A 25,039-nucleotide genomic window follows, 5' to 3' on the forward strand; every position below is an offset into this window, starting at 1 on the left:
TGCCGGACATACTGTAAAGTAAAACCGGGCAGCTGTCCGTTATTGGACAGGTTATTATTTATAAAATAGGTAGTTATCAGATAGATACACTTATGGCATGCTATTTGCCATGAATTAGGTAAAAAGATAAACAATACTAATAAGATGTGTGTTTTCAACATGAAGGGAGCAACTCTGGCGAACTGCTCCCTTTTATAACCTAAAAAGGTTAACATAATTGATGAGGTTCTCTTTGGCGAGAGAACAAGCTCTTCCTTGTGCGTGAGCATAGGGGAGAGATTTTTTTATGCTTTAGCTCCTTTCATGGATAACTTTTCAAGGAAATATACGATAGCGAAGCCAAATATCATTAATCCTACGGCTTCCCACAACAACTGGTCCGGCAAAATATTTGCTTCAACCAACGGCTTGATCACTCCATGGCTGTCGGTATATGTCTCGATCGCTTCTTTCCAGGGCCATACTTTGTTGAGCGAACCCAGCATAAAACCGGCCAATACTGCGATTGTCGTATCATGGAACCGGCGCAGGGCATAAGAGAGTACTCGTGAAAATGAAGTGATACCTATTGCCGCGCCACAGATAAATACGAGCATGACCGGGATATTGAGTGTCTTTACCGCTTCCATGATATAGAAATATTTTCCGAGCAATACCAGAATGAAACTACCCGAAATACCCGGCAAGATCATCGCGCAGATCGCAATGGCTCCGCAAAGGAAGATAAAGAACAGATTTGTCGGTGTCTCCGCCGGTGTGGCAACGGTAATGTAATAAGCAATGATAGCCCCGATGATAAAACTCAGTATCGATTTCCAGTTCCATTGTTTGATATCTTTCGATACGAACCAGGTGGAAGCCAGTACCAACCCGAAAAAGAAGGCCCACACCAGGATCGGATGGGTAACCAACAGCCAGGTAATGAGCTTTGCCAGCGAGAAAATACTGATCCCGATGCCGGCAACGATAGCCAGCAGGAAGTTGGCATTTATCGCTTTCCAGAAAGCGGCGATCTTACCGGTGAAGAGTAGCTTCAGGCTTGCTCCGTTAATACTCTTGATCGAATCGATCAGTTCTTCATAAATACCAACAATAAAGGCAATTGTGCCGCCCGATACGCCGGGAACAACATCGGCTGCGCCCATACCCATGCCTTTCAAAAGTAGGAGACCGTAGTCTTTTAGATTTCTGTCCATTATTAGTTATTATTGTCCTTATTATTGAGGAATTCCTTTGTCAGATCTTCCGGCGGGATATGTTTGCCCAGCAACTGCTGCTCCACATCGCTGAAGTCGATACCTGAGTTTTCCAGGTACTCGATCAGTTCTTTCGGGGTAGTCTTGCTGAAGTGCTCGCCGAAATGCTTCATATCTCCTTTAGCCAGATAAGCCATAGCCATATGGAGATGGATAAAAGGCAGATTCGGATTAACGGCATATACCTTATTATAATATTTGATCGCCTTGTCGATATCGCCTTTCATGTAGAGATACTGTCCGGCATGGAAAAGGCTTTCAAAATCCTCCGGTTGATAGTAGTCTCCTTTATCCAATACTTCGAACAGACGTTCGGTGGTCTCGACTGCCTGCTTGTCTTCTCCGTTTTCTACGTAGGTCAAAGCCAGCAGAGAGAGTATCCTGACATTGTTGGGGAATAGTTCGACCGCCTTTGTCAACGTCTTGGAAGCCTCCCGGTGACGTTCCGTTTCTGCACAGCAACGGATGAAGTTGATGTATGCAGCCGGTTCGTTGTCAGTCACCTTTTTACCGATAATATCTTTCAGCAGATTATAGGCTCCTTCAAAATTCTCAAGTTTGATATAACACTCAGCCATGAGCGGTTTGATGCGCTCCGCCATCTCAAAGTCGCCATTGATATCCTGATATACTTCCAGTGCCTTTTCATAATTTTCGTTCATGTAGAGGCAGTAGGCTTTCAGTATCTTCAACTCCGGGTCCGAATCATCGCAGGTCAGTGCAAAGTCGAATGCTTCGATTGCCTTTTCGAACTCCAGTTTAATCGAATATAACCGTCCGAGTGTGAACCAGTATTCGTGGGAGTAAGGGTTTTTGTCGATCAGTTCGTTGCAGATGCTGATCGCCCCGTCGATGTCTCCTTCTATTTCCCGGTTGTAGCATAACTCATCTTTCAATACCAGATTCTGAGGGAATAAATCAATGCCGCGGTTTATGAAATCGCGGGCTTCATTGTTCATTTCCATATCACTTAAAAGGGGAGCGGTATATTCGAAAACGGTTTCCAGATAATCGCAATCCTCTTCGATCAATTTTTCTGTGTACTCGATCAGTTTATCATACCGGTCGAGCATGCAATAACATTCTAACCGTAATAAGTCAAGGTCCTGGTTGTCTGTTTCAGCGATTGAATCGATCAGAGCCAGTGCACTGTTATAATCTTCATTATAAACGAAGAGTTTGCATTGTCTGATCTGTAAGTCTGTATTACCCGGATGAAGTTTTAGTCCTAAAGCTAAAACTTCATCAAAGTAGTCATAATTATCCGATTCTTCAAAGCTGCCCAACAGTTCATCTACTTCATCTGCATCGAAATAGGGTTCTTTTCCCATTTCGCGGGCAGACAGATAACGTTGTAGCAGGCGTGAAATATCATCTTTTTTCATAGGGAATAATTTTAATGTGCCAATATGCCAATTTGTTAATATGCCAATAACCGGAATGATTAGTATATCCTGTCTGGTACATTATTAAAATCGGCGCATTGGCATATTGTTTAATTGGCAAATTATCAAGCCTTGTCCTTCACCTTGCTCCACGTATCTTTCAGGGATACGGTGCGGTTGAAGACGAGCTTTTCGGGCGTAGAGTCTTTGTCTACGTTAAAATAACCGATACGCTGGAATTGTAAATAATCTAACGGCTTGGCGTTTGCCAGATATTTTTCCACGTAACAGTTCGTTAATATTTTCAGAGAATCCGGATTGATGATCTCTTTCATCGCATCCAGCACGGAGCAATTCTTGGCTTCGCGGATAGCGGCCAGTTCATCACGCGGATTTTCTACTTTCCAGAGTCGGTCGTACAAGCGGACTTCTGCCGGTAGACTATGCGCACAACTCAGCCAATGTAGCGTTCCTTTTACTTTGCGGTTGCTGTCCGGCATGCCGCTCTTGGTATTCGGATCGTACTCGCAATAGACTTCCACCACTTCGCCTGCATCGTTTTTCTTGCAACCGGTACACTTCACGATGTAAGCATTCTTCAGACGTACTTCCTGTCCGGGAGTCATACGGAAGAACTTCTTCGGTGCATCTTCCATAAAGTCGTCTCTTTCCATCCACAGTTCGCGGCTGAATTCGATCAGGTGGCTGCCTGCTTCCGGGTCTTCCGGGTTGTTTATAGCTTCCATCTCTTCCACCTGTCCTTCCGGATAATTGGTGATGATCAGTTTGACCGGATCGAGAACGGCCGATACACGGGTGGCACGGGCATTCAGGTCTTCACGAACGGCACTTTCCAACAAGGCGAATTCGTTCAGGGCGTCGTAAGTGGTATATCCGATCTTATCGACGAACTTGCGGATAGACTCGGGAGAATAACCACGGCGGCGGAATGCACAGATAGTCGGCATACGGGGATCGTCCCAACCGTCGACCAGCTTTTCTTTTACCAGTGTAAGCAGGTTGCGTTTGCTCATCAGCGTATAACTCAGGTTCAGTTTGTTGAACTCAGTCTGACGCGGACGGTTGTCGTCGAGGTCTTTACCCTCTTTCAACCAGTCGATGAACAGGTCGTATAACGGACGGTGTACCACAAACTCGAGTGTACAAAGCGAGTGTGTAACGCCTTCAAAGAAGTCGCTCTGTCCGTGGGCAAAGTCGTACATCGGATACACTTTCCATGTATCGCCGGTGCGGTGATGGTGTGCCGACGTCACTACGCGGTAGATGATCGGGTCGCGGAAGTGCATGTTCGAGTTTGCCATATCTATTTTGGCACGCAATACCATAGCACCTTCTTCCACTTCGCCGTCGCTCATCTTTTGGAACAACGCCAGGTTTTCTTCGATAGGACGGTCGCGATACGGACTATTGATACCCGGTTGGGTAGGGGTTCCTTTCTGCTGGGCGATAACTTCCGAACTTTGTTCGTCGATATAGGCTTTTCCTTCTTTGATCAGACGGATGGCAAAATCCCACAATTGCTGGAAATAGTCGGATGCGTAATAGATGTTACCCCAATGGAATCCGAGCCATTCTATATCTTCTTTGATTGCATCGACGTACTCTACATCTTCTTTTACAGGGTTCGTGTCGTCGAAACGAAGGTTACAAACTCCGTTGTAACGTTCTGCAATACCGAAATCCAGACAGATTGCTTTGGCGTGTCCTATATGCAGATAGCCGTTTGGTTCGGGTGGGAAACGGGTTTGTATACGTCCGCCATTTTTACCTTCTGCCAGGTCTTTTTCAACATTTGCTTCAATAAAATTCAGGCTTTTTTTGCCTTCTTCTTCGTTCGTTCTGATATCGCTCATATCTGTTATAAATATGTTATTTCTTTATTAACGGAACAAAGGTAGCGATTTCTTTATTTGCTGCATAGCAATACAAGTTTTTTCCTGTATTTGTGGCTTAATTTTATCGAACAGAGTATAATACATGGATAAGGAAAAAGTTGTTTTACCGGCTTTTCTTAATTGGGTTACTATAGTCTCACTATAGCACACAGGTGACGTAGAACTGGCGGATTTACACAGAGAAGATGTTTATTTTATTAAATAAGAATCTGTGCCCATCCGTTCAATCTGTGTCACCTGTGTGCTATGGTGAAACGTAGAATGTAATGCGTCAGAACAAGCTGATTAACAGAGCTATGTTCAATACCGTAACCATGGTTCCCAATAATACGAGAAGGATGGTGGTTGAACGGGAGTTGACATATTGTCCCATTACTTTCTTGCTGGAGGTTAGATATACCTGGGTAAAGACCGTGATAGGAAGCTGCACGCTCAGCAGCATCTGCGAGAGGATCAGTCCTTTGAACGGGTCGCCGATCAGGAAGATGATGAGCAAGGCCGGAACGAATGAAAGAATGACTCCCAGCTTGGAGTGTAAGTCTTTATGATTGTAGGCTTCCCCATAGAAACCGGCAAAGATGGAGGCTCCCGCAATACCCGATGTGATCGTTGATGAAATACCGGCCAGCAGCAGTGCGGCGGCAAAGATCACGCCGGCGTTGTTTCCAACCAGGGGAACCAGTAATTGTTGCGCCTGGTCCAGTTCGTCTACGGTAATCTTTTCTTTAAAGAATGTTGCTGCCGCCAGGATAATCATGGCTGAGTTGATCGCCCAGCCGATAACCATCGACAGGAGCGTATCATAGAATTCGTATTTCAGCTGCTTCTTGATGACGGATTCATCTTCCAGGTTCCATTCGCGGCTTTGTATCACTTCCGAGTGGAGGAAGAGGTTGTGGGGCATCACTACGGCACCGAGTACGCTCATGATGATCAGCATAGAGTTGGGAGGAAACGACGGTTTTACCCATCCGGTGACGGCCTGTCCCCAATTGACATCGACCAAAGCCAGTTCATACAGGAAAGAGAGGCCGATAATGGAAACGAACATGATGATCCAGCGTTCTATCTTGCTGTAGGTATTGCTGAGAAGCATGATCAGGCAGGCAATCGTAACGATTACGGCACCAATCTTTATCGGTATGCTGAACAGCATCCGTAGCGCAATGGCTCCACCTAATATCTCGGCAAGCGAAGTCGAAATGCTGGCAAGCATGGCCGAACCCAGAATAGGACGGCTAAGCATCCGGGGCATATATTTATTGGTCGCTTCCGATAAGCACAAACCGGTTACGATTCCGAGGTGGGCAACGTTGTGCTGGATAATGATCAACATGATGGAAGAGAAAGTAACCACCCATAGCAGTGCATATCCGAATTCGGAACCGGCTGCCAGGTTGGTTGCCCAGTTTCCGGGGTCGATGAATCCAACGGTGACTAATAATCCAGGGCCTATGTATTTTAAAAGGTCTAATCCTCCGGAACGAGGTTTGTGATTGATCTTGAGTTTGTCTAGCAGTTTCATGTTTTTATTACTTGTTATATCCAAATGTTAGTTACTTTCTTTTTGTTCTTTCCTGTAGTCTTTTGAAACAGACCTACCTCTAAATTCATTTAGACGTACGTGTAAATCGATTTAGACCTAGGTGTAAATAAAATTAGACGTACCTCTAATAGAAATAACAAAGGGAACGTTTTATTGTTTTCTACGGGAACGTCAGAATAAACGACGTTTTGTTTATCGCCGGATTGCTCTTTAAGGCAATGCTACCCCCCGAGAGCCGCATGATCTGCCGCGAGATGGACAACCCGATGCCGCTTCCGCCTTCTTTGGTCGTGAAGAACGGCACAAAAATATGTTCCGCTTCTTCCGGTGGAATGGTAGGACCATTGTTGCTCACCTCGATAATCACGGACTCGTCCGGATTACAATAGGCTTTCAGCTCGATTAGCCCGTCCGGTTGTCCGCTGCCGATGGCCTGCATGGCGTTTTTCAGCAGGTTCAGTACAACCTGGGTGATCAGTTTTTCATCCGCATAAACGATCAGGTCGGCCGGTTCTATATTTATATTAATCGTTATATTGGGGAAATTGTTGTGGTGACGGGCCAGGTTTGTCATCCGCTCCGCAAACTTTTGCACATAGAATAACGAAGGTTCCGGTGTCGGGATATGGGTGAACTTGCGGTATGACTCGACAAATGAGATCAGGCTCTTTCCCGTTGTACTGATCACTTCCAGGCCATTACGTATTTCGCTGTTGGCGTCTTCGTGGATGGAAAGCAACGTATCGCTCAGTGAGGTGATCGGGGTGACGGAGTTCATGATTTCGTGTGTCAGCACACGGGTCAGGCGTATCCAGGAGTCGATTTCCTTATCGTCCAGTTCGCTGTTGATATCGTTGATAGCCAGGATACGCACATGTTTTTCCTGCAAGGTCATTTCGGATACGCGGATGGAAAGGTTTACCGTTCCGCGTTCGTTTACGAATGATATCTGATGTTTGTCGCCCGGGAGGATATTGGCAATCGTAGTCTGTAGTTTTTCATCGATGCGCGCCAGCTGTTTGACATGGGTGAAAACGGAAAGGCCCAACAGACGAAGGGCTTCGTTGTTGGTCTGGTAGATGTTGCCTATGTCATCCAATACGATTATGCCGGTATTGACCGAGTTCATGATCAGCTCGTAATATTTTTCTTTCTGCACGGCTTCTGCTTTCGCCTGGAAAAGTATCTGGGTGATGCGGTTTAATGATTCGCTCACCAGTTTGTCGTTGGATGAACGTCCTCGGGTGGCATATTGGAATGCATAGTCGCTGTTGTCGATGGCATCGAACATGAAGGCTACCTTCTGGGCGTTGCGTTTGAATAACAGGCTCATCATCCGTATGGAATACAGCCAGCCTATGAAAACGAGGATAAACCATTCCCATTGCCGCGTCATGGCGAAATAGGTTCCTGCAACGGTTAATACTCCGAATAACCCCAGCCGGAAAGTCAGACTATGATAGATACCTTTTAACATAAGAATAATGTGTCAATGTGCTAATCTGCCAATGTGCCAATTATGGATACAACCTACGCTGTGTTGTGCTGTGCCTTTCATTGGCATATCAGCACATTATAATTCATAACGTTTGATTTTATTGTACAGCGTCTGACGTGAAATACCCAATTGGCTGGCGACGAGCGAGAGATTGCCGTTGTACTTGTCCATGGCATTCTTAATCATGTTGTACTCCATCTCTTCCAGCGTGGTTGCCTCTTTCAGCGGCGATTCTTTCTTGCGGGGGAAGTCGAAGTCGGAGCTGTCGAGGGTTTCGCCTTCGGAAATAATCACGGCCTTTTCGATGGTATGTTCCAGTTCGCGGATATTACCGAACCAGGGTTGCTGCTTCAATTTATCCTTTGCATCCGCGCTGAGGCGCATGGAGGATTTACCGTAGATATTGCAATATTTTGCCAGGAATATTTCAGTCAGCGGAACAATGTCTTCCGGACGTTCGCGGAGGGACGGTATTTCCACGTGTATCGTGTTGATACGGTATAAAAGGTCCTCACGGAACTGCTCTTTCTGTACCATCTCCTGCAAATCGCGGTTGGTGGCACAGACCAGGCGGATATTTACCGGGATAGGGGTGTTGCTTCCTACCCGGACGATGCTGCGGCGCTGGATAGCCGTCAGTAGCTTTGCCTGTAAATGATAGGAGAGGTTCCCGATTTCGTCCAGGAACAGGGTTCCGTTGTTGGCTGCCTCGAACTTACCGGGGCGGTCGGCGCGTGCATCGGTAAAGGCACCTTTCATATGGCCGAACAGTTCGCTTTCAAACAATGTCTCGGTGATGGCGCCCATATCTACAGGGACCATAGCCTCTTTTTTGCGGTTCGACAACATATGTATTTCCCTTGCCAGCATTTCCTTACCAGTTCCGTTCTCTCCGGTGATCAGGATATTGGCGTCTGTTTTGGCAACCTTTTCGATCAGGTTGCGGAGTTGCTGCATGGCGTTGCTTTCGCCCCAGAACATACCGCTTTCCTTGGAGATAACCTGCTTGCTGCTTTCATGCGGAACTCCTTTCCGGTTTGCCATCCGGATATCGTAAGCCGTTTTCAGTGTTTCCAGCAGCTTCGCATTATTCCACGGTTTGACAACGAAGTCGGTGGCGCCTTCCTTGATGCCCCTTACTGCCAGGTCTATATCTGCATAGGCGGTGAAGAGTACGACCTGTACGGCCGGGTCTTCCTTCTTTATTTCGGACAGCCAGAAAAGTCCCTCGTTACCGGTGTTGATTCCGGCACTGAAATTCATATCCAGCAGGACTACGTCCACATTCTCGTTATGTAGTGTCGTCTTTATTTTGTTTGGAGTAGAGATGGTTATCACTTTCTCGAAGCAGGTGCCTAACAGCATCTGTACTGCGGTGAGAATCCCCTTGTTATCGTCTACGACCAGTATGGTGCCTTGTTTAGCCATTGTGATATTTAATGTATTTATAATGCAAAGATAGGGCTTCGGTTTTATACTACCTAACCTGTGTCTAAAATTTAGACAGATAAAATATGCGTACAAAACGGATAAATGCAGGTTGTCTAATAATTATACACCACTGTCTAATTTCTTTACACTTCTGAAAAAGAACGGTTTTTACAATTTATTGATAAATAGTGTTTTATCAGGTTTGGCACGCTCTTTGCCCTTTTGTTGGCAGAAAATAACACAAAAATGAAACAGATAATAGTTACATCGATTCTTTCGCTTAGCCTGGCAACAGTTGCCATGGCCCAGGAAAAACGCTGGACAATGGACGAGTGCATGCATTATGCCGTTGAAAACAGTCCGAAAGTCAAGAAACAAACCCATACGAGCGATTCTTATAAAGCAGAGTTGAATTCAGCAGTAGCTTCTTTCTTCCCTTCCATGAGTGCAAGTGTGGGAGCACAGTATAGTTTCGGACGTTCCATTGACCCGGAAACCAACGTCTATAACAATACATCTACATTTAATAACGGATATGGCCTGAGTGTTTCCATACCTATATTTAATGGGGGACAACTGATCAACCAATGGCGTATGGCAAAAGCGAACCGTCAATTGGGTATGAATGATATCCAGAAGGAAAAGGATGATCTGGCAATCAATACGATGCAGGCTTTTATGGATGTCGTATATTATCAGGGAACAGTAAAACTGGCTGCCGAGCAACTGGAAGAGAACAGCCGCATCCTGTATAAGACCCGTCGCCAAGAAGAGCTGGGACTGAAAGGTAAAGCCGATGTCGCCCAGATCGAAGCGCAGGTCGCTGCCAACGACTATAACCTGACGCATCAGCAGAATCTGCTGAATACAGCCATATTGACTTTGAAACAAAATATGAACTTCCCGTCGGATATGGAGTTGGACGTAGATACCATGCTCCTGGATAAATCGTATGCAACCATGTTGGAATCGGTGGAGGAAATTTACGATTATGCATCCGATAATAACCCGACAGCTTTGCAGGCACAACTTCAACTGAAGTCATCTAAAATGCAATATCTGATGGCTAAAGGACGCATGTTGCCCTCCATCTCTTTCTCAGCCGGTGTTTCTACCAATTATTATGAGAACCTGAAAGGAGAACAGGCTCCTGCTGCATTCGGAAGCCAGTTTAAGAACAACCGGGGGGAATACATTTCCTTTAACCTGAGTTTCCCGCTTTTTAATGGCCTGGACCGTCTGACAAATCTGCGCAAGGCCCGCAACAATATGCGTATCGCCCAGGAACAGCAGACCGAGGTGCTCCGCCAGTTGCAGACGGCTATCGAACAGGCTATCCTCGATCGTGAAGGGTACGCCAAGGAAACGATCCAGATGGAAAAGAAAGCCCAGGCGGACGAAATAGCTTACCAGGTGACTCTTCGCAAATTCGAAGAAGGCCTGATGAGCCCGATCGACTTACAGACCAGCGCCAACACTTTACTGCTGTCGAAAGCTGATTTGCTGCAACGGAAGCTGATGTATCTGCTGAAATGCAAGTTGGTTGATTACTATAAAGGTAAACCGTTGATTGAAGGTATAAACTGAGAATAAACAGAAACTGATAATAAAGAAATAAAAACATACAACAATGGATATACAATTAGAAAAGAAAAGAGGCATTCAGAAGAAACATTTACCTTATGTAGGTGGCGGTGTTTTATTCCTGGCATTGGTCGGATGGATCATTTTCGGCGATCATGCATCGACATTGAAAGTGGACGCCCGCGGTATCAGTATCGGTGAGGTTACGAAGGAGCAGTTCAATGATTTCGTTCGTGTAAACGGACAGGTGCAGCCGATAACTGTGGTACAGTTGAGCCCGGAAGAAGGCGGTATCGTTCAGGAGAAAGTGGTGGAAGAAGGTGCCCAGGTAAAGAAGGGCGACGTTATTATCCGCCTTTCCAATTCAAGCCTCGATTTGCAGATATTGGATGCCGAAGCTCAGCTGGCGGAAAAACAAAACTTCCTGCGTAACACACAGGTGGCCATGGAACAGGACAAACTGAACAATCAGTTGGAAAAGGCGCAGCTCGATGTCGACATTGCCCGTTCACGCCGTGCTTATTCACAACAGAAGAAATTGTATGATGAAAACCTGATTGCCAAGGAAGATTATCTGAAAGCTAAAGAAGATTATGAACTGGCAACAAAGAAATATGATCTTGTTGTCGAGCGCTTGCGTCAGGATTCAATTTCCCGTACGATCCAGATGGACGAAATGGAAACCAGTCTGGCCAATATGCGCCGTAACATCCAATTGGTTCATGAACGTAAGGAACATCTGAATGTCCGTTCACAGATTGACGGCGAACTGGGTTTGCTGGATGTCGTGTTGGGACAGAATGTTTCTGCCGGCTTTAAGATCGGCCAGATCAACGACCTTTCCGACTATAAGGTGGAAGCGATGATCGACGAACATTATATCGACCGTGTTAAGCCGGGACTGGATGCTGACTTCGACCGTCAGGGAACAAGTTTCGCACTGGCCGTGCGCAAGGTGTATCCGGAAGTTCGCGACGGTAAATTCCGTACGGACCTGGTGTTTACAGGTGAACGTCCTGACAATATCCGTAGTGGTCAGACCTATTATATCAATCTGGAACTGGGACAGCCGACGGAGAGTATCATCATCCCACGCGGAACATTCTTCCAGAGTACCGGTGGCAGTTGGATCTTCGTACTTGACAAAGATGGTAAGAAAGCCTATCGCCGTAAGATCAAGATCGGCCGTCAGAACCCGCAGTATTATGAAGTAACAGAAGGCCTGGAAGCAGGAGAAAAGGTAATCGTTTCCAGCTATGAAAGCTATAAGGATAACGAGGTGCTGGTTTTGGAATGATATATAGAATAAATGAATCATGTATAGAAATAATTGAATCATCTGTTTATTGACTGGTTGTAACTGGCTCCCCTCTTGAGAGGGGGTAGGGGGTGTGTTAAAGCCAGTCAATAAAACAAGCCTTGTAACAGGTTTATTTGCCGTCTGCTTCAGCTGACGGATTAGTAAAGGATCTATCTCATTGGACTTTAGTCCCATCTCTTACAGGTTTCTATCTAGGAGAAATGTGGCTGAAGCCAAAAGAGAGAAACAACTTGTAAACCGTCAGCTGAAGCAGACGGCAAATGAACCTGTAATAGTCAAGTGACTCTGATTATGGTGGTTGTATGGCGGGGATATGACACACCCCCTTCCCCCTCTCCAGAGGGGAGCCAGTTACAACCAGTTGCTATAAACAAACATTCACATCTGATAATAATTGAAATATGTATATCCTAATAATAACTGAATATAAAACATACCACTATGATGAAGAACTTTTACATAGCTATCCGGTCCCTTTCTAAGAAAGGGCGGCACAGTGGCATTAAGATATTGTCGTTAGGTGTAGGCCTGGCAATGGGGTTGGTCCTTATCGCGAAAGTATGCTTCGAACTGTCCTATGATGGCTTCTATCCGGCTTCGGACAGGATATATGCCATCCAGGAAAACGTATCGTTCAAAGATAATCCGCTCGATACCTATCCCCATGTCAGCGGAGGTATAGCTCCCGGTATGAAAGCCGAAATTCCCGGAGTAGAGGCCGCCACCCGTGCCCTTAAATTTGGCGACGTTATGATCCGTACTCCTGACAAACGGAAATACGATGCTACCCTGATGCTGGCCGATGATTGCTTTTTTGATGTTCTTCCGCGTGATATGATAGCCGGCAAAGCAAAAGAAACGCTTGGCCGTCCCCTGTATGCACTTGTTTCGGAAAGTGTGGCGAAAAATATCGGTGCCGGTAAAACGGATATCGTCGGTCAGACTTTCGAGATCGAAGCCTATCCCGGTGTCAGCCTGACGATCGGTGGCGTTTTCAAAGACGTTCCGAAGAATACCCATCTTTTCTATGATATGCTGGTTTCGATGACCTCTTATAAAGAAATCGCCGGATGGTCGAACGAAGACGGATGGTTTGGTGGCGACAGCTACAATGCCTATGCCCTTCTGCGACCGGGTGTCAGCATGGAAGATATGGTCAAGCCGATGGACGATATGCTCGACCGCCATGTCGACCCCGATAAACTGAAAGAACAGGGTATTAACTATAAACTGAAACTCTGCCCGCTGGAAGAGGTCTACGGCAAGTCGCCTGAAACGAAGAAGATGGCTGTCATGCTGGTCGCCATCGCTTCCGCCATCCTTTTTGCGGCCCTGATGAATTACATACTGCTGGTGATCTCTTCGCTGGTAGTCCGCTCGAAAGATATAGCCATACATAAATGTTACGGAGCATCCGGCTGGAATATCTCCGACATGATATTCTCCGAGACATTCCTTAACCTGCTCATATCCCTGGGTGTTTCAGCCCTGTTGATACTGGCTTTCCGCGAGATGGTGGAGGAACTGCTCAACGCTTCCCTGCTGTCGCTCATCTCTTTGGATACGATTCCGATGCTGGTAGCTATTTGCCTTGTTGTCTTCCTGCTGGCGGGATTACTGCCGTCGCGCCTCTTTGCCGGCGTACCGGTGGCATCCGTGTTCAGGTCGTATAATGAGTCGAGGCGGTCGTGGAAGAAAGTGCTGTTGTTCATCCAGTTTATCGCTGTCGGTTTTTTGATCTGCCTGCTGGTTGTGATCGGGTTGCAATACCAACGACTGGTGACGGATGATCCCGGCTACTCGTTCGACCGCCTGGCCTATTGTTCTCCGAGCGGTGTGAAAAGCTCGCAACGCCGTGCCCTGATGGACGAACTGGCCAAGCTGCCCGAAGTGGAAGGAGTAGCGTCGTGCGCCAACCTGCCTATTTACAGTGGCTCCGGCGATATGGCTTACCGTCCGGGAACGAATGAAACGATCGTCCATTTCAACGATCTTTACGAAGCGGATGCCGATTATGTTCCCCTGATGGAAATGTCGGTGATCGAAGGAAAGGCTTTCGACCGTTCTTATTCCGATTCTGCGCAGGTGATGATGGTCAGCCGCATGATGGCGGACCAGTTGGCGAAAGCCTTGGACTGGAAAGACGGGGTAGTAGGAAAGTTCGTGCCGGTAAGCGGCCATGGTGGAAATTCACAAGATTTTAGGATCGTGGGTGTTTACGATGATATCCGTATTGGTCAGATCGGTCAGGATCTGATGTATCCTTCCGCATTATTCTATGGAAACAGGGCACATCAGAATATCGTCATCAAATTCCATAAGCTGACAGCCGAGAATATGGCAAACGTACACGACGTCATCCAAAAATTCCTGCCGGACAATGAATTTACACTCGCTTCCTACAGCGTCAGCGTGACGAATCTATATAACGCTTCACGTCTCTTCCGCAATTCGGTTATGTGGGGTGGCATCGTGACCCTTATCATCACCCTGATCGGACTGATCGGTTATATCAATGACGAGACCAACCGTCGCGGCAAGGAAATCGCCGTACGGAAAATTAACGGTGCTACCGAGATGAATATCCTCTCACTGATGACACGCGATGTGGCCTGGATGGCTTTTCCCGCCATCCTGATCGGAGCTGCCGGCTCTTATTATACGGGCGAGAAATGGTTACAACAATTCTCTGAAAAGATACCGATGCATGCCGGCCTGTTCATTTTCTGCTCTGTCTGTATACTGACGGTCATCCTGGCTACGGTTGTCTACCGTTCGTGGATGGTTGCCGTATCGAACCCGGTGGAAAGTTTGAAGTCTGAATAGTAATACATATATAATATGGTAAAGAATTTTAGTATGGCATTCCGTTCCCTGTTCAAGAAGGGGAGGAACAATGGAATTAAAATCATCGCCCTGGCTGTCGGATTGGCAATGGGACTGGTTCTGATTGCGAAAGTCTGTTTCGAACGGTCGTATGATAACTTTTATCCGGACAACGACCGCATCTATCTGGTCAAGTCGGGCATCAATCGCGAGGGGAAAAAAGATACCTGGGGACAGGTGAGCGGCGCGATCGCTCCCGGGATGAAAGCGGAAATACCCGAAGTGGAAGCAGCCACCCGCTACACCCGTATCGGCTCGGACAATGAACTGATAATGACCCCCGAAAAACAGTTCTACACGGCAACCCTTTTGTTGACCGATACCAGTTTTTTCGATGTTTTCCCGCGTCCGATACTTATCGGTGACCCGAAAGATGTGCTGGCGCGTCCGAATTATGTCATGATCTCCCGCTCGCTGGCCGAAAAGATGGGCGGCGTGGAAAGCGCAGTCGGCAAAACCTTTGTGCGCGATGTGAACCGCAATTCCGTTCAAACGATTGGCGGCGTGTTTGAAGATATACCTGAAAACAGCCATCTGCAATACGACATCTTAGGTTCGCTGGCCGGTTATTCCGTACAAAGCACAACCAATTGGATCGGTAACGACCGTTATATAGCCTATGTGAAACTACTCCCGGGAACAACTCCCGAGTCGCTCGCCCCCTCCATCCGCCGCATGCAGGAACGCAATCAGGACCTGGAAGGCCTCAAGAAAGCCGGTGTCGATCTGTTTTATACTATATCCCCCTTGCAGGATATCCATAACAACAACGAAGATGTAAAAGATATGAACGCGATGTTGCTTTTCCTGGCTACGATCCTGATCGTCATCGCCGTCTTGAACTATATCCTCGTTGTCATCTCCACCCTGATCGGACGGACAAAAGAGGTGGCGGTACATAAATGCTACGGAGCCTCCGGAAAAGATATTCTCGGAATGATACTTTCCGAATCGCTGCTGCATCTCTTGCTTGCCCTGTTGCTGGGTGCCTTCCTGATCCTTATTTTTAGAGGTAAGGTGGAAGATTTGCTGTCGGCATCCTTGTCGGCTTTGTTTACGCTGCCCACCGTGACGCTTCTGGCGGGTATCTGTCTGGTTGTATTCGGGGTGACATGCCTTGTTCCGACATGGCTTTTCCTGCGCATACCGGTTGCTTCGGCTTTCCGCAGCGTGAAGGAGTCGAAAAGGTATTGGAAACTTTGCCTGCTTTTCGTGCAGTTTGTCGCCACGGCTTATCTGGTGGCACTTCTGATCACGATCAGCCGCCAATATGACAAGATGATCACGAGCGATCCGGGGTATGCCTACGAAAACCTGATCTATTGCAATACCACTGGAGTGGGAGTACAGGAACGTGAGCGTGCTATGGCCGAACTGCGCCGCCTGCCACAGGTCGATCAGGTCGGGTGCAGTACTGAACTGCCTTTCTATTATGCTTCCGGAAATAATGTTTCCCTGCCGGGTGAAGACCGTGAGTTGTTCAATATTGCCGATATGTATTTCGTTTCCGACAATTATTTCAAGATAATGGAAATACCCGTCGTTGAGGGCACTGCCTTCCAGCCGGGCGAAGCGAATGACGATAAGGTAATGGTCAGCCGCCAGTTTATCGACCTTATGGAGAAGACGGCCGGCTGGAAAGGAAGCCCTCTCGGCAAAGGCGTCATGATTTCCGAACATAGCAACGGCACGAAGGTGTTCACTATCAGCGGTGTCTACGAAGATTTCCGTATCGGTTCGCTGAAAGGGCCGGATACCCGTGCTTCTGTTCTCTTCTACAACACGCCCGACAGTTATAATCCGGCTAAGGTCATCCTGATAAAGATGCATACCATGTCGTCTGAAAACCTGGCTCAGATAAATGACATACTGGCCAGCGCCATGCCCGATAAAGTGGTCGAAGCCTCCGTCTATAAGATGGATATTCTCAACCAATACCAGGACGACCGCGACTTCCGCGACTCCATCATGATCAGCGGCCTTGTCACCTTGATTATCGCCCTGATCGGATTGCTGGGATATACAGCCGACGAGACCAACCGCCGTGGTCGCGAGATCGCCATCCGTAAGGTAAACGGTGCGACAGCCATCGATATTCTCCGGATGATCTCAAAGGATATTTCCTATATTGCGGTTCCCGCCCTGGCGATAGGAGCCGCCATCGCCTATGTCAGCGCATCCGGTTGGCTGGAAAAATTCGCGGAACGCATCCACCTTAGTGCCTTTATCTTTATCGGCGCCGCCTTGTTCGTCTATGTGATCATCATCAGCTGCGTTTTATTCCGTGCCTGGAGAACGGCCGACGAGAATCCGGTGGAAAGCCTGAAAGCGGATTAAAAAACGTAGGAAATGGCAGAAGTAAAACTTCCGGCATCCTGAAAGCAATTCAAGTTGCCGGAAGTTTTACATTCGATATATATATACTTTTCCAATTGCAAAAAAAGAAGCAAAAAGATAACTCCGTTTGATTATTAATCCTTATATTGCGTGCGTTTTATACAAGCAATCATTTATTAAACATAAAATCATGGGTACATTAACTAAGATTCAGGAGTTTTTTCTTGGCAATCTGAATAATTCGGAATATGCTAACCATATGAATCGTTTCAGAGCTCTCTTCCAAAAGGCCGGAAGTGGAGGTGGCGATCGTCCGGAAATCGAATAATATATTGTAGGTGACAGAGACTCTTTATAGTCACCGATATTAGTTTAAGTTTTAATTAAACATGTGCATCCGGCCTGTGAAGGTCGGATGTTTTTCTGCCGCAAAGTGTCTAATAAATAGACATGACTGTCTAAATATTAGACACAGCTGTAAAAAAGATAAAACAGTATAATGTTGAAAACTAGCTTTTTATTAAGTTTGGCACGTAATTTGAATTATATAGAGCAAAGAGAGTGGATTTTAAAGAGGAATATAAAGTATAAATGTAGAATTAAATAAATAACATTATGATTAAGATTGAAGGATTAAGTAAGCATTTCCGTACAGAAGAGGTAGAAACAATCGCATTGAACAATGTGTCATTGGAGGTGAAGGATGGAGAATTTGTTGCCATCATGGGACCTTCCGGTTGCGGTAAATCAACTTTATTAAATATTTTGGGTTTGTTGGATAACCCGACTTCGGGTGATTATTACCTGGCTGATAAAGAAGTGGGCCACCTGAAAGAAAAAGAACGTACACAGGTTCGTAAAGGGAATATCGGTTTCGTATTCCAGAGCTTTAATCTGATCGACGAACTCAATGTATACGAAAATGTGGAACTGCCGCTGACCTACCTGAAAGTAAAGGCTGCCGAACGTAAACAGATGGTAAACGATATTCTGAAACGTATGAACATCAGCCACCGTGCCGCTCACTTCCCACAGCAGTTATCCGGAGGTCAGCAACAACGTGTTGCCATTGCCCGTGCCGTTGTCTCCAACCCGAAGATCATTCTTGCCGATGAGCCGACTGGTAACCTGGATTCAAAGAACGGTGCCGAAGTAATGCAATTGCTTACCGAACTGAACAAAGAGGGAACAACCATTATCATGGTAACCCACTCCAAGCATGATGCCAGTTTTGCACACCGCATCATCAACCTGTTCGACGGTAGCATCGTATCATCGGTGAGCGAATTTATTTGATGAATTAGATTTTACACATGAACATATAGCTAAATTAAGAATGTAAGAACAAACACGAACATATCCTACCTGTGAAGGCGGGATATGTTTTTATTCTCGCCAACTGTAGAATCACTAAACTATTAAGAAGATGAACAACTTATTAAATATAAAGTCATTCCTGAAATTCCTGAGCAGGAATAAGGCATACACGGCAATCGATGTGTTCGGACTGTCTGTTTCATTGATGTTCGTTATACTGATTGCTGTTTATACGGTACAGGAATTATCTGTCGATAAGTTCCATGCGGACAAAGACCGTATTTATGTACTGTGTAATGACAGGGGACCGACTTCGGCTTTGCCGATAGCTTACCGGTTGCAGGAACGTTATCCGGAGATTGAACAGGTTTGTCCGGTCATTACGAACAATGTGGGTAACCAGATTGTAAAAAGAAACGAAAAGAAACTGACTGCCAAACCTATCCTTGTCGATTCCTGTTTCTTCAATTTCTTTTCCTTCAAACTGCTGGAAGGTGATAAGAACCGGGTGTTGGAAGACCGAAACAATATTGTTCTCTCAAAGACTTTTGCCAATAAACTGTTTGGAACAGACAACCCCGTCGGACAAAGCATCACCATTGGCGATTCGACCTCTTATTTGGTGAGTGGCATTATGGAAGATATTAAAAACTCGACCCTGCCTTATGCCGATATTATATTCCGTGTAGAACGGGCCCATGAATATAACTGGTCTATCAGTATGGATAATCCCGGAAATGCCGGATCGACAGTCCCTTTCCTGAAGATGAAACCGGGAGCCGACCTGCGTCCGAAAGTTCCGGATATACTCAGTTATTTTAAAGAGATGTTCTGGATTTACAAACAGGGAATGTCCAAAACGGTCACTTTGCTTCCGTTGAATGAATTATATTTTTCCGATCTGAACGAGTTCGGTGCCGTTAATTCCGGTAACAAACGTTTTGTAATCGTTCTGCTGTCTGTCGGTATCCTGATTTTGATCTTTGCCATTTTCAACTATATAAACCTGACAGTGGCTCAGGCCGGCCAGCGAGCCAAAGAAATGGCAACAAGGCGTCTGTTGGGATCGTCGCGCGGAGAACTGTTCATGCGTCTGATGGTGGAATCTACCTTACTGACAGTTATATCTTTTGGGGTAGGGTGGTTGCTGGCTCATGCGGCAGTTCCGTTTGTAAACAACCTGTTGCAGACACAGGTCGATCTGGGGGCTACTTTCACATTAGTCTGGGTTATTGCTGCTATTGCTCTTATCTTATTGATCGGTGTCCTTTCCGGATTGTTGCCGGCCGTATTGATCTCTTCGGTTAAGCCGATCGATATTGTGCGCGGAACATTCCGCCGGCAGACAAAAATGGTGTTCAGCAAAGTCTTTATCACTTTCCAGAATACGATTACGATCGCTATGATTGCCGCTGCCATTGTAATGATTTTGCAATCTTACCATCTGATCGGTGCACCACTTGGGTATCATACTAAAAATATCCTGGAGGTTTCGAATGGTTTTTCGAATAACTCCGACCGGAATGCAGCTATCGACGAGTTCGGACGCCAGTCATTCGTTAAGCGTGTCGGCCTGGTTGCCGGAATGCCTCTTAGCGGAAGTAATAACATGTCTTCCGACTATGAAGGTAAATTCCTGGGTTTCCAGCAGTTCCTTATGGATAGTGTCGCATTCAATATGTTGGGATACGAAATTATACGTGAGAACCATTTGGCGGAAAAGAGTTGGTATCTGACAGAAAAGGCTATGAGGGATATGGAGTTGCCTTTGGACGCTCCCAGCTTCAGCTGGAATAAGAATGCGACTCCGATAGCCGGTATTGTACGCGACTTTCAGCAGGGTAATATTACGGATGAAACTCGTCCGGCCATGCTCCGCATCGATAACCGGAGCGATTTATACCCTTGGAGTATACTGGTTGAAGTGGAAGGAAATCCATATACTGCTTACCAGAAAATACGTGAGATTTATAGTAAGGCTTCCGGCGGATTAGATTTCGAGGCAAAATTTTTGGAAGAGCAGGTGCAGAAATCATTCGAATCGGAAATACGTACCACCAAGATCGTTTCCATCTTTGCCGGTATTGCTATTCTGATCTCCATGTTGGGGTTATTGGCTATGTCGACCTATTTTATCCAGCAGCGTTCACAGGAAGTAGCTATCCGTAAAGTCTTTGGATCGGATAACCGGAGTGTTTTATTCCGCCTGATCAGTTCGTTCCTGGTTTATGTGGGCTTCGCCTTTATTATTGCAACGCCTATCATCTGGTATTTTATGAATCAGTGGTTATCCGATTATTCTTACCGGATCTCTTTAAATCCGCTGATCTTCATAGCTGCCGGAGTTTTCTGCCTGTTGATCTCGTTTGTAACGGTCTTTTTCCAGAGTTACAAAGCAGCCAATGCCAATCCGGTAAATAGTATTGCTAATAAATAAGGAATAAATGATGAAAAAAAGCATATAAATTTATAATTTAGCGCTAGGATAGCCGCTTAAGGATAGCCGGAGATTAACTTTCCGGCTATTTTTTTGTTTTGTTATCTGTAATTGTTTAACTATCAGATGGGGATGCATTCCTGTTTTCGGTGGCTTTTTAATGGGGTAAATATTGATAGAAAGTATGATTGTCATGACAGAAAGATGTATTGTGTTAAAATAGTAATAAAGAACGTTTGATAATTTGTTAGTTTGAAATATAAATGATTCCTTTGTAAAAAATATAATCATGAATAAGAATAGAGTACAGACAATTAAGCAATCAGAAGAGAAAAAGTGTAGCTTTTTCCAAAAAGTGATTGATGATAAGCGGGCTATTCATGCTTATATTTCTAAGCATGGAACCTTAAATGGATTTAAACGTGACTCAATCGAATTTGTCAAGCCTCTATGAAATAACAACAACAGAGTTTGGATATCAATTTACGACAGAAACCAATATTAACTATTTTGTGACATTTATTGATTATCCGTCCGTATCGGATTTCTTTCCTCTGAAATTGTATATGTTCAACATAGAACGTTATGTGCCTGAAGATATTTCTTTCCGGGGAAATAATGGTCATAAAGTTAGAAACACTATTATATCTATTTTGGAGCGATTCTTCTCAATCAATGAAGATGCTTTAATAACGATTTGTGATATCGATGACGGGAGACAAAAAGTTCGGAAAAGGTTGTTCGATAGTTGGTTTGATTGTTTTAACAGGGGACGTTTATGCAAATTGGATGCAGAATGTGCCATAGAAGAAAATGTTACTTTTGCTTCATTATATTTTAATTCAGGAAATCATAATATTGATATATTAGAAGAAGAATTTAAAAAACTTGCTGAAATTCAATTTTATAATATCTGAATGCCCCATACTCTTCCTGTGGCTTTAAGTTGTATCGTTTCAGTCTTCTGTGCGTTTAACTTGTTGCATGTGATTCGATTATCCTGATTCAGAAATTATCAGAAATGAGTGTTTGTTTATAGCAACTGGTTGTAACTGGCTCCCCTCTTGAGAGGGGGAAGGGGGTGTGTCATATTCCCGCCTATACAACCACCATAATCAGAGTCACTTGACTATTACAGGTTCATTTGCCGTCTGCTTCAGCTGACGGTTTACAAGTTGTTTCTCTCTTTTGGCTTCAGCCACATTTCTCCTAGATAGAAACCTGTAAGAAATGGGACTAAAGTCCAATGAGATAGATCCTTTACTAATCCGTCAGCTGAAGCAGACGGCAAATAAACTTGTAACAAGGCTTGTTTTATTGACTGGCTTTAACACACCCCCTGCCCCCTCTCGAGAGGGGAGCCAGTTACAACCAGTCACAAAACTAATAGCTCAATTATTTCTAAATAAACAGCCGAATATTGTTGCAGCTGAAACCTGAAACGTGGAATGTGAATACTTCCGGGAGAATGTCGGATAGGATGTAAAAAAACTGGACAGGACTGTCTAATTATTAGACATACCTTGATGCTTGGCTGTCCTTTATTTTATTGATATTTAATGTTTTATTGTTTTGGCACGTATTTTGGTCGTTGGAATGTGCAAATAACTGAAATAACAAAAAATAGTATATCAATGAGAACGATATTGCGAAACTTTCTGAATGTGCTGCGCCGCTTCAAGATGGCGTCTTTCCTGAATATAGTGGGACTGTCGGTAGCCTTTACCGCTTTTCTGGTGATTATGATGCAGGTTGAATATGAACAGACTTTCGACCGGTGTTACCCGACCGCTTCACGCATTTGCCGGGTGGACGTGAATCATGGGGAAGTGGATATTTATGCATCGATACTGCCCCGTGCACTGGCAGATGCTGTTTTTGCTTCATCCCCTCATATAGAAAGCAGTGTACTGCTAAGCCCCTCCAGTGGACATTACTATGTGACCGTGGGAGAGGAGGGGGATGAGAAAGGTTTTAAAGAATCAATCATCTCCTGTTATCCGGATTTTGTACATGTTTTCGAACCGTCTATACTGGAGGGGACTGCTTCCTGCCTGGAAGATCCGGAAAAGGTAATCATACCGGAAAGCATGGCCCGGCGAATGTTTGGTAAGGAACCGGCCGTGGGAAAAAACATTTATTGTAAGGATGAAATATGGTATATAGACCAGAAGAACTTTACCGTCGGTGGCGTCTATAAAGATTTTCCGGAGAATGCACAGATGAAAAATAGCATTTATATTCGTATGAAGGAAGATTGGGGGAAAGATGACTGGTATTCTCAGAACTTTATGGGATATATCCTGCTGGATTCGCCCGAATCGAGGCAGGAGGTGGAAGATAACTTCAACAAGACATTCGACTTCTCTAAATATGGAACCCAGGATAAGACCTTCCTGCATCTGATTCCTGTCACGGACATTTATTATACGGCCGGCCAGTATGAAGATATGATCAAAGCCGGAAATATCGGTACGATGCGGTTGCTGGTATTGATCGCTTTATTGATCATTATCATTGCCGGAATCAATTTTACGAATTTCAGTACGTCACTGGCACCGATGCGCATCAAAAGTATCAATACGCAAAAGGTATTAGGCAGTTCGACATTCAGCCTGCGGGTCAGCCTGATGATCGAGGCGATTGCTATTTGCCTGTTTTCCTGTCTGCTCTCTTTTTTATTGACTTGGATGTTGAACAGAACGGGAGTTCTTTCCTTTGTGGAAGCGGATACGAATATGCTGCATTATATCCCCTTATTATTTATGATGTTGGGAATGGCTGTTTTGCTGGGAATGATAGCAGGACTGTATCCGGCGTGGTATATGACCTCTTTCCAGCCGGCATTGGTACTGAAAGGGAGTTTCGGGTTATCGGTTTCGGGACGGAAATTGCGTATGGTCCTGATCGGTTTCCAGTACGTTGTCTCGATCGGTTTGATTATCGGCTCCTTCTTCATACAACTTCAGAATAATTATATGCGTTCCTACAAGCTGGGATTTGATAAGGATCAGGTTGCAATGGCTGTTTTAAGTACCGAGATGGTCGAAAAGTCAGGCGATCTGTTGATGAACCGGCTGAAAGAACATGTCGCCATCGAAGATGTAGGCTTTGCCAGCGATAAAGTGGGAGCATCGAATAACTATTCCGCAAATAATTTCGTTTGTAACGATAAAGAGTTCAATACTGAAATAGTATATACCTCGTGGAACTTTCTTGATGTCGTAGGGATTCCGATTATCAGCGGACATAATTTCAACCGCTCGGATGCAGAGAGTGATTCTACTTATACCTGTATTTTTACCCGCCGGGTACAGGAACTGGCTCCTGATATGGAACCGGGGCATCTGTTGAAGAAAAGTTGGATGGGGATAGGCCGTGTTGCCGGTTTTGTCGATAACATAAAGATTTCATCGCTACGCTCGATAACCCGGCCGCTGGTTTTTATAGTAACCAAAAAACAGGTAACGCCTGTCTGCTATATCCGCCTGTCTGCCGGAGCCGATGTGGAAGATGCCGTCGCCCATATCCACCGGGTAATAGCCGATATCGATCCGGCATATCCGTTCGAGGTGGAGTTTTATGATACGGTATTCAATAATCTGTATCATAAAGAACAGTATCTGAAAAAGATGGTCACTTTGTTCAGCCTGCTGGCTATCGTGCTGTCGATCGTGGGTGTCTTTGGACTGGTTGTTTTTGAAACGCAATACCGGCGTAAAGAGATCGGAGTGCGTAAAGTGTTCGGTGCTACGGTAGGGGAGGTTTTGAATATGTTTAACAGGTCTTATCTGCGTATTGTCTCGATCTGTTTTGTGATCGCTGTCCCGTTTGCTTATTACGGTGTACATAAATGGCTGGAAAACTTTTCCGATAGGACCCCGATCTATTGGTGGGTGTTTGTGTTGGCTTTCGGCATTGTGGCCGGTATAACCATGCTGACGGTTACATTCCAGAACTGGAAAGCGGCAAATGAGAATCCGGTGAACAGTGTAAAAAGTGAATAATGCGAATCAGGAGTTGAAAACAGCTTCTGATTCAGGTTTTAAAAATTTATAATTCAGTTAATTATCTCATTGTTTTATTTTATATTCTCCTTGAAAATCAATATATTAGAGTAATAAT

Annotated in this window: 16 protein-coding genes and 3 pseudogenes; 13 read left to right on the forward strand and 6 right to left on the reverse strand. The window is 45.3% G+C overall.

What is annotated here, in order from left to right:
- Nucleotides 1–284 precede the first annotated feature (284 nt).
- From NBH15_RS20240 to NBH15_RS20265, 6 genes are all read right to left on the reverse strand, one after another.
- Nucleotides 285–1,196: a DUF368 domain-containing protein gene (locus NBH15_RS20240; protein WP_250823408.1), complete on the reverse strand. Its 912-nt coding sequence runs from the start codon at nt 1,194–1,196 to the stop codon at nt 285–287.
- A gap of 2 nt (nt 1,197–1,198) precedes the next feature.
- Nucleotides 1,199–2,641, reverse strand: coding sequence for a tetratricopeptide repeat protein (locus NBH15_RS20245; RefSeq protein ID WP_048314702.1), 1,443 nt, complete (start codon nt 2,639–2,641; stop codon nt 1,199–1,201).
- Between the two features lie 125 nt (nt 2,642–2,766).
- The gene (locus NBH15_RS20250) at nt 2,767–4,515 is read right to left on the reverse strand and encodes a glutamine--tRNA ligase/YqeY domain fusion protein (protein WP_010803554.1); all 1,749 of its coding nucleotides are present in this window, start codon (nt 4,513–4,515) and stop codon (nt 2,767–2,769) included.
- 313 nt (nt 4,516–4,828) lie between these two features.
- Nucleotides 4,829–6,082: an Nramp family divalent metal transporter gene (locus NBH15_RS20255; protein WP_007653312.1), complete on the reverse strand. Its 1,254-nt coding sequence runs from the start codon at nt 6,080–6,082 to the stop codon at nt 4,829–4,831.
- Between the two features lie 181 nt (nt 6,083–6,263).
- On the reverse strand, nt 6,264–7,580 hold the full coding sequence (locus NBH15_RS20260) for a sensor histidine kinase (protein ID WP_250823409.1): 1,317 nt from the start codon (nt 7,578–7,580) through the stop codon (nt 6,264–6,266).
- Between the two features lie 96 nt (nt 7,581–7,676).
- Nucleotides 7,677–9,029: a sigma-54-dependent transcriptional regulator gene (locus tag NBH15_RS20265; RefSeq protein WP_010803552.1), complete on the reverse strand. Its 1,353-nt coding sequence runs from the start codon at nt 9,027–9,029 to the stop codon at nt 7,677–7,679.
- A 249-nt stretch (nt 9,030–9,278) separates the two neighbouring features.
- Here NBH15_RS20265 and NBH15_RS20270 point away from each other — a divergent pair, with 249 nt between their 5' ends.
- From NBH15_RS20270 to NBH15_RS20315, 13 genes and pseudogenes are all read left to right on the forward strand, one after another.
- Nucleotides 9,279–10,619 carry a TolC family protein gene (locus NBH15_RS20270; RefSeq protein WP_048314704.1) on the forward strand — a complete coding sequence of 447 codons (1,341 nt, stop codon included), beginning with the start codon at nt 9,279–9,281 and terminating at the stop codon, nt 10,617–10,619.
- Nucleotides 10,620–10,662: 43 nt separating this feature from the next.
- On the forward strand, nt 10,663–11,913 hold the full coding sequence (locus tag NBH15_RS20275) for an efflux RND transporter periplasmic adaptor subunit (RefSeq protein ID WP_186960411.1): 1,251 nt from the start codon (nt 10,663–10,665) through the stop codon (nt 11,911–11,913).
- A 465-nt stretch (nt 11,914–12,378) separates the two neighbouring features.
- Nucleotides 12,379–14,763, forward strand: coding sequence for an ABC transporter permease (locus NBH15_RS20280; protein ID WP_244051125.1), 2,385 nt, complete (start codon nt 12,379–12,381; stop codon nt 14,761–14,763).
- A gap of 33 nt (nt 14,764–14,796) precedes the next feature.
- Nucleotides 14,797–15,486 (forward strand): annotated as a pseudogene (locus tag NBH15_RS29545) (ABC transporter permease); the annotation flags it as partial.
- A gap of 132 nt (nt 15,487–15,618) precedes the next feature.
- Nucleotides 15,619–15,960 (forward strand): annotated as a pseudogene (locus NBH15_RS29550) (FtsX-like permease family protein); the annotation flags it as partial.
- A 246-nt stretch (nt 15,961–16,206) separates the two neighbouring features.
- Nucleotides 16,207–16,569: pseudogene (locus tag NBH15_RS29555) on the forward strand (ABC transporter permease); the annotation flags it as partial.
- A gap of 222 nt (nt 16,570–16,791) precedes the next feature.
- A complete protein-coding gene (locus NBH15_RS29560) occupies nt 16,792–17,160 on the forward strand; it encodes an ABC transporter permease (RefSeq protein WP_443146952.1) in 369 nt (122 codons plus the stop codon).
- Between the two features lie 190 nt (nt 17,161–17,350).
- Nucleotides 17,351–17,488, forward strand: a complete 138-nt coding sequence (locus tag NBH15_RS20290; protein WP_158579706.1) for a hypothetical protein — start codon at nt 17,351–17,353, stop codon at nt 17,486–17,488.
- A 287-nt stretch (nt 17,489–17,775) separates the two neighbouring features.
- Nucleotides 17,776–18,456: an ABC transporter ATP-binding protein gene (locus NBH15_RS20295; protein ID WP_250823411.1), complete on the forward strand. Its 681-nt coding sequence runs from the start codon at nt 17,776–17,778 to the stop codon at nt 18,454–18,456.
- A gap of 130 nt (nt 18,457–18,586) precedes the next feature.
- A complete protein-coding gene (locus NBH15_RS20300) occupies nt 18,587–20,914 on the forward strand; it encodes an ABC transporter permease (RefSeq protein WP_250823412.1) in 2,328 nt (775 codons plus the stop codon).
- 289 nt (nt 20,915–21,203) lie between these two features.
- Complete coding sequence (locus NBH15_RS20305) at nt 21,204–21,368, forward strand: hypothetical protein (RefSeq protein ID WP_186960406.1); 165 nt, start codon at nt 21,204–21,206, stop codon at nt 21,366–21,368.
- A gap of 112 nt (nt 21,369–21,480) precedes the next feature.
- Entirely contained in the window at nt 21,481–21,831 is a 351-nt protein-coding gene (locus tag NBH15_RS20310) for a DUF6169 family protein (protein ID WP_158579705.1), read from the forward strand.
- 717 nt (nt 21,832–22,548) lie between these two features.
- On the forward strand, nt 22,549–24,921 hold the full coding sequence (locus tag NBH15_RS20315) for an ABC transporter permease (RefSeq protein ID WP_250823413.1): 2,373 nt from the start codon (nt 22,549–22,551) through the stop codon (nt 24,919–24,921).
- Nucleotides 24,922–25,039 lie beyond the last annotated feature (118 nt).

Source organism: Parabacteroides caeci, assembly GCF_023656795.1.
GTDB classification, from domain to species: Bacteria; Bacteroidota; Bacteroidia; order Bacteroidales; family Tannerellaceae; genus Parabacteroides; species Parabacteroides segnis.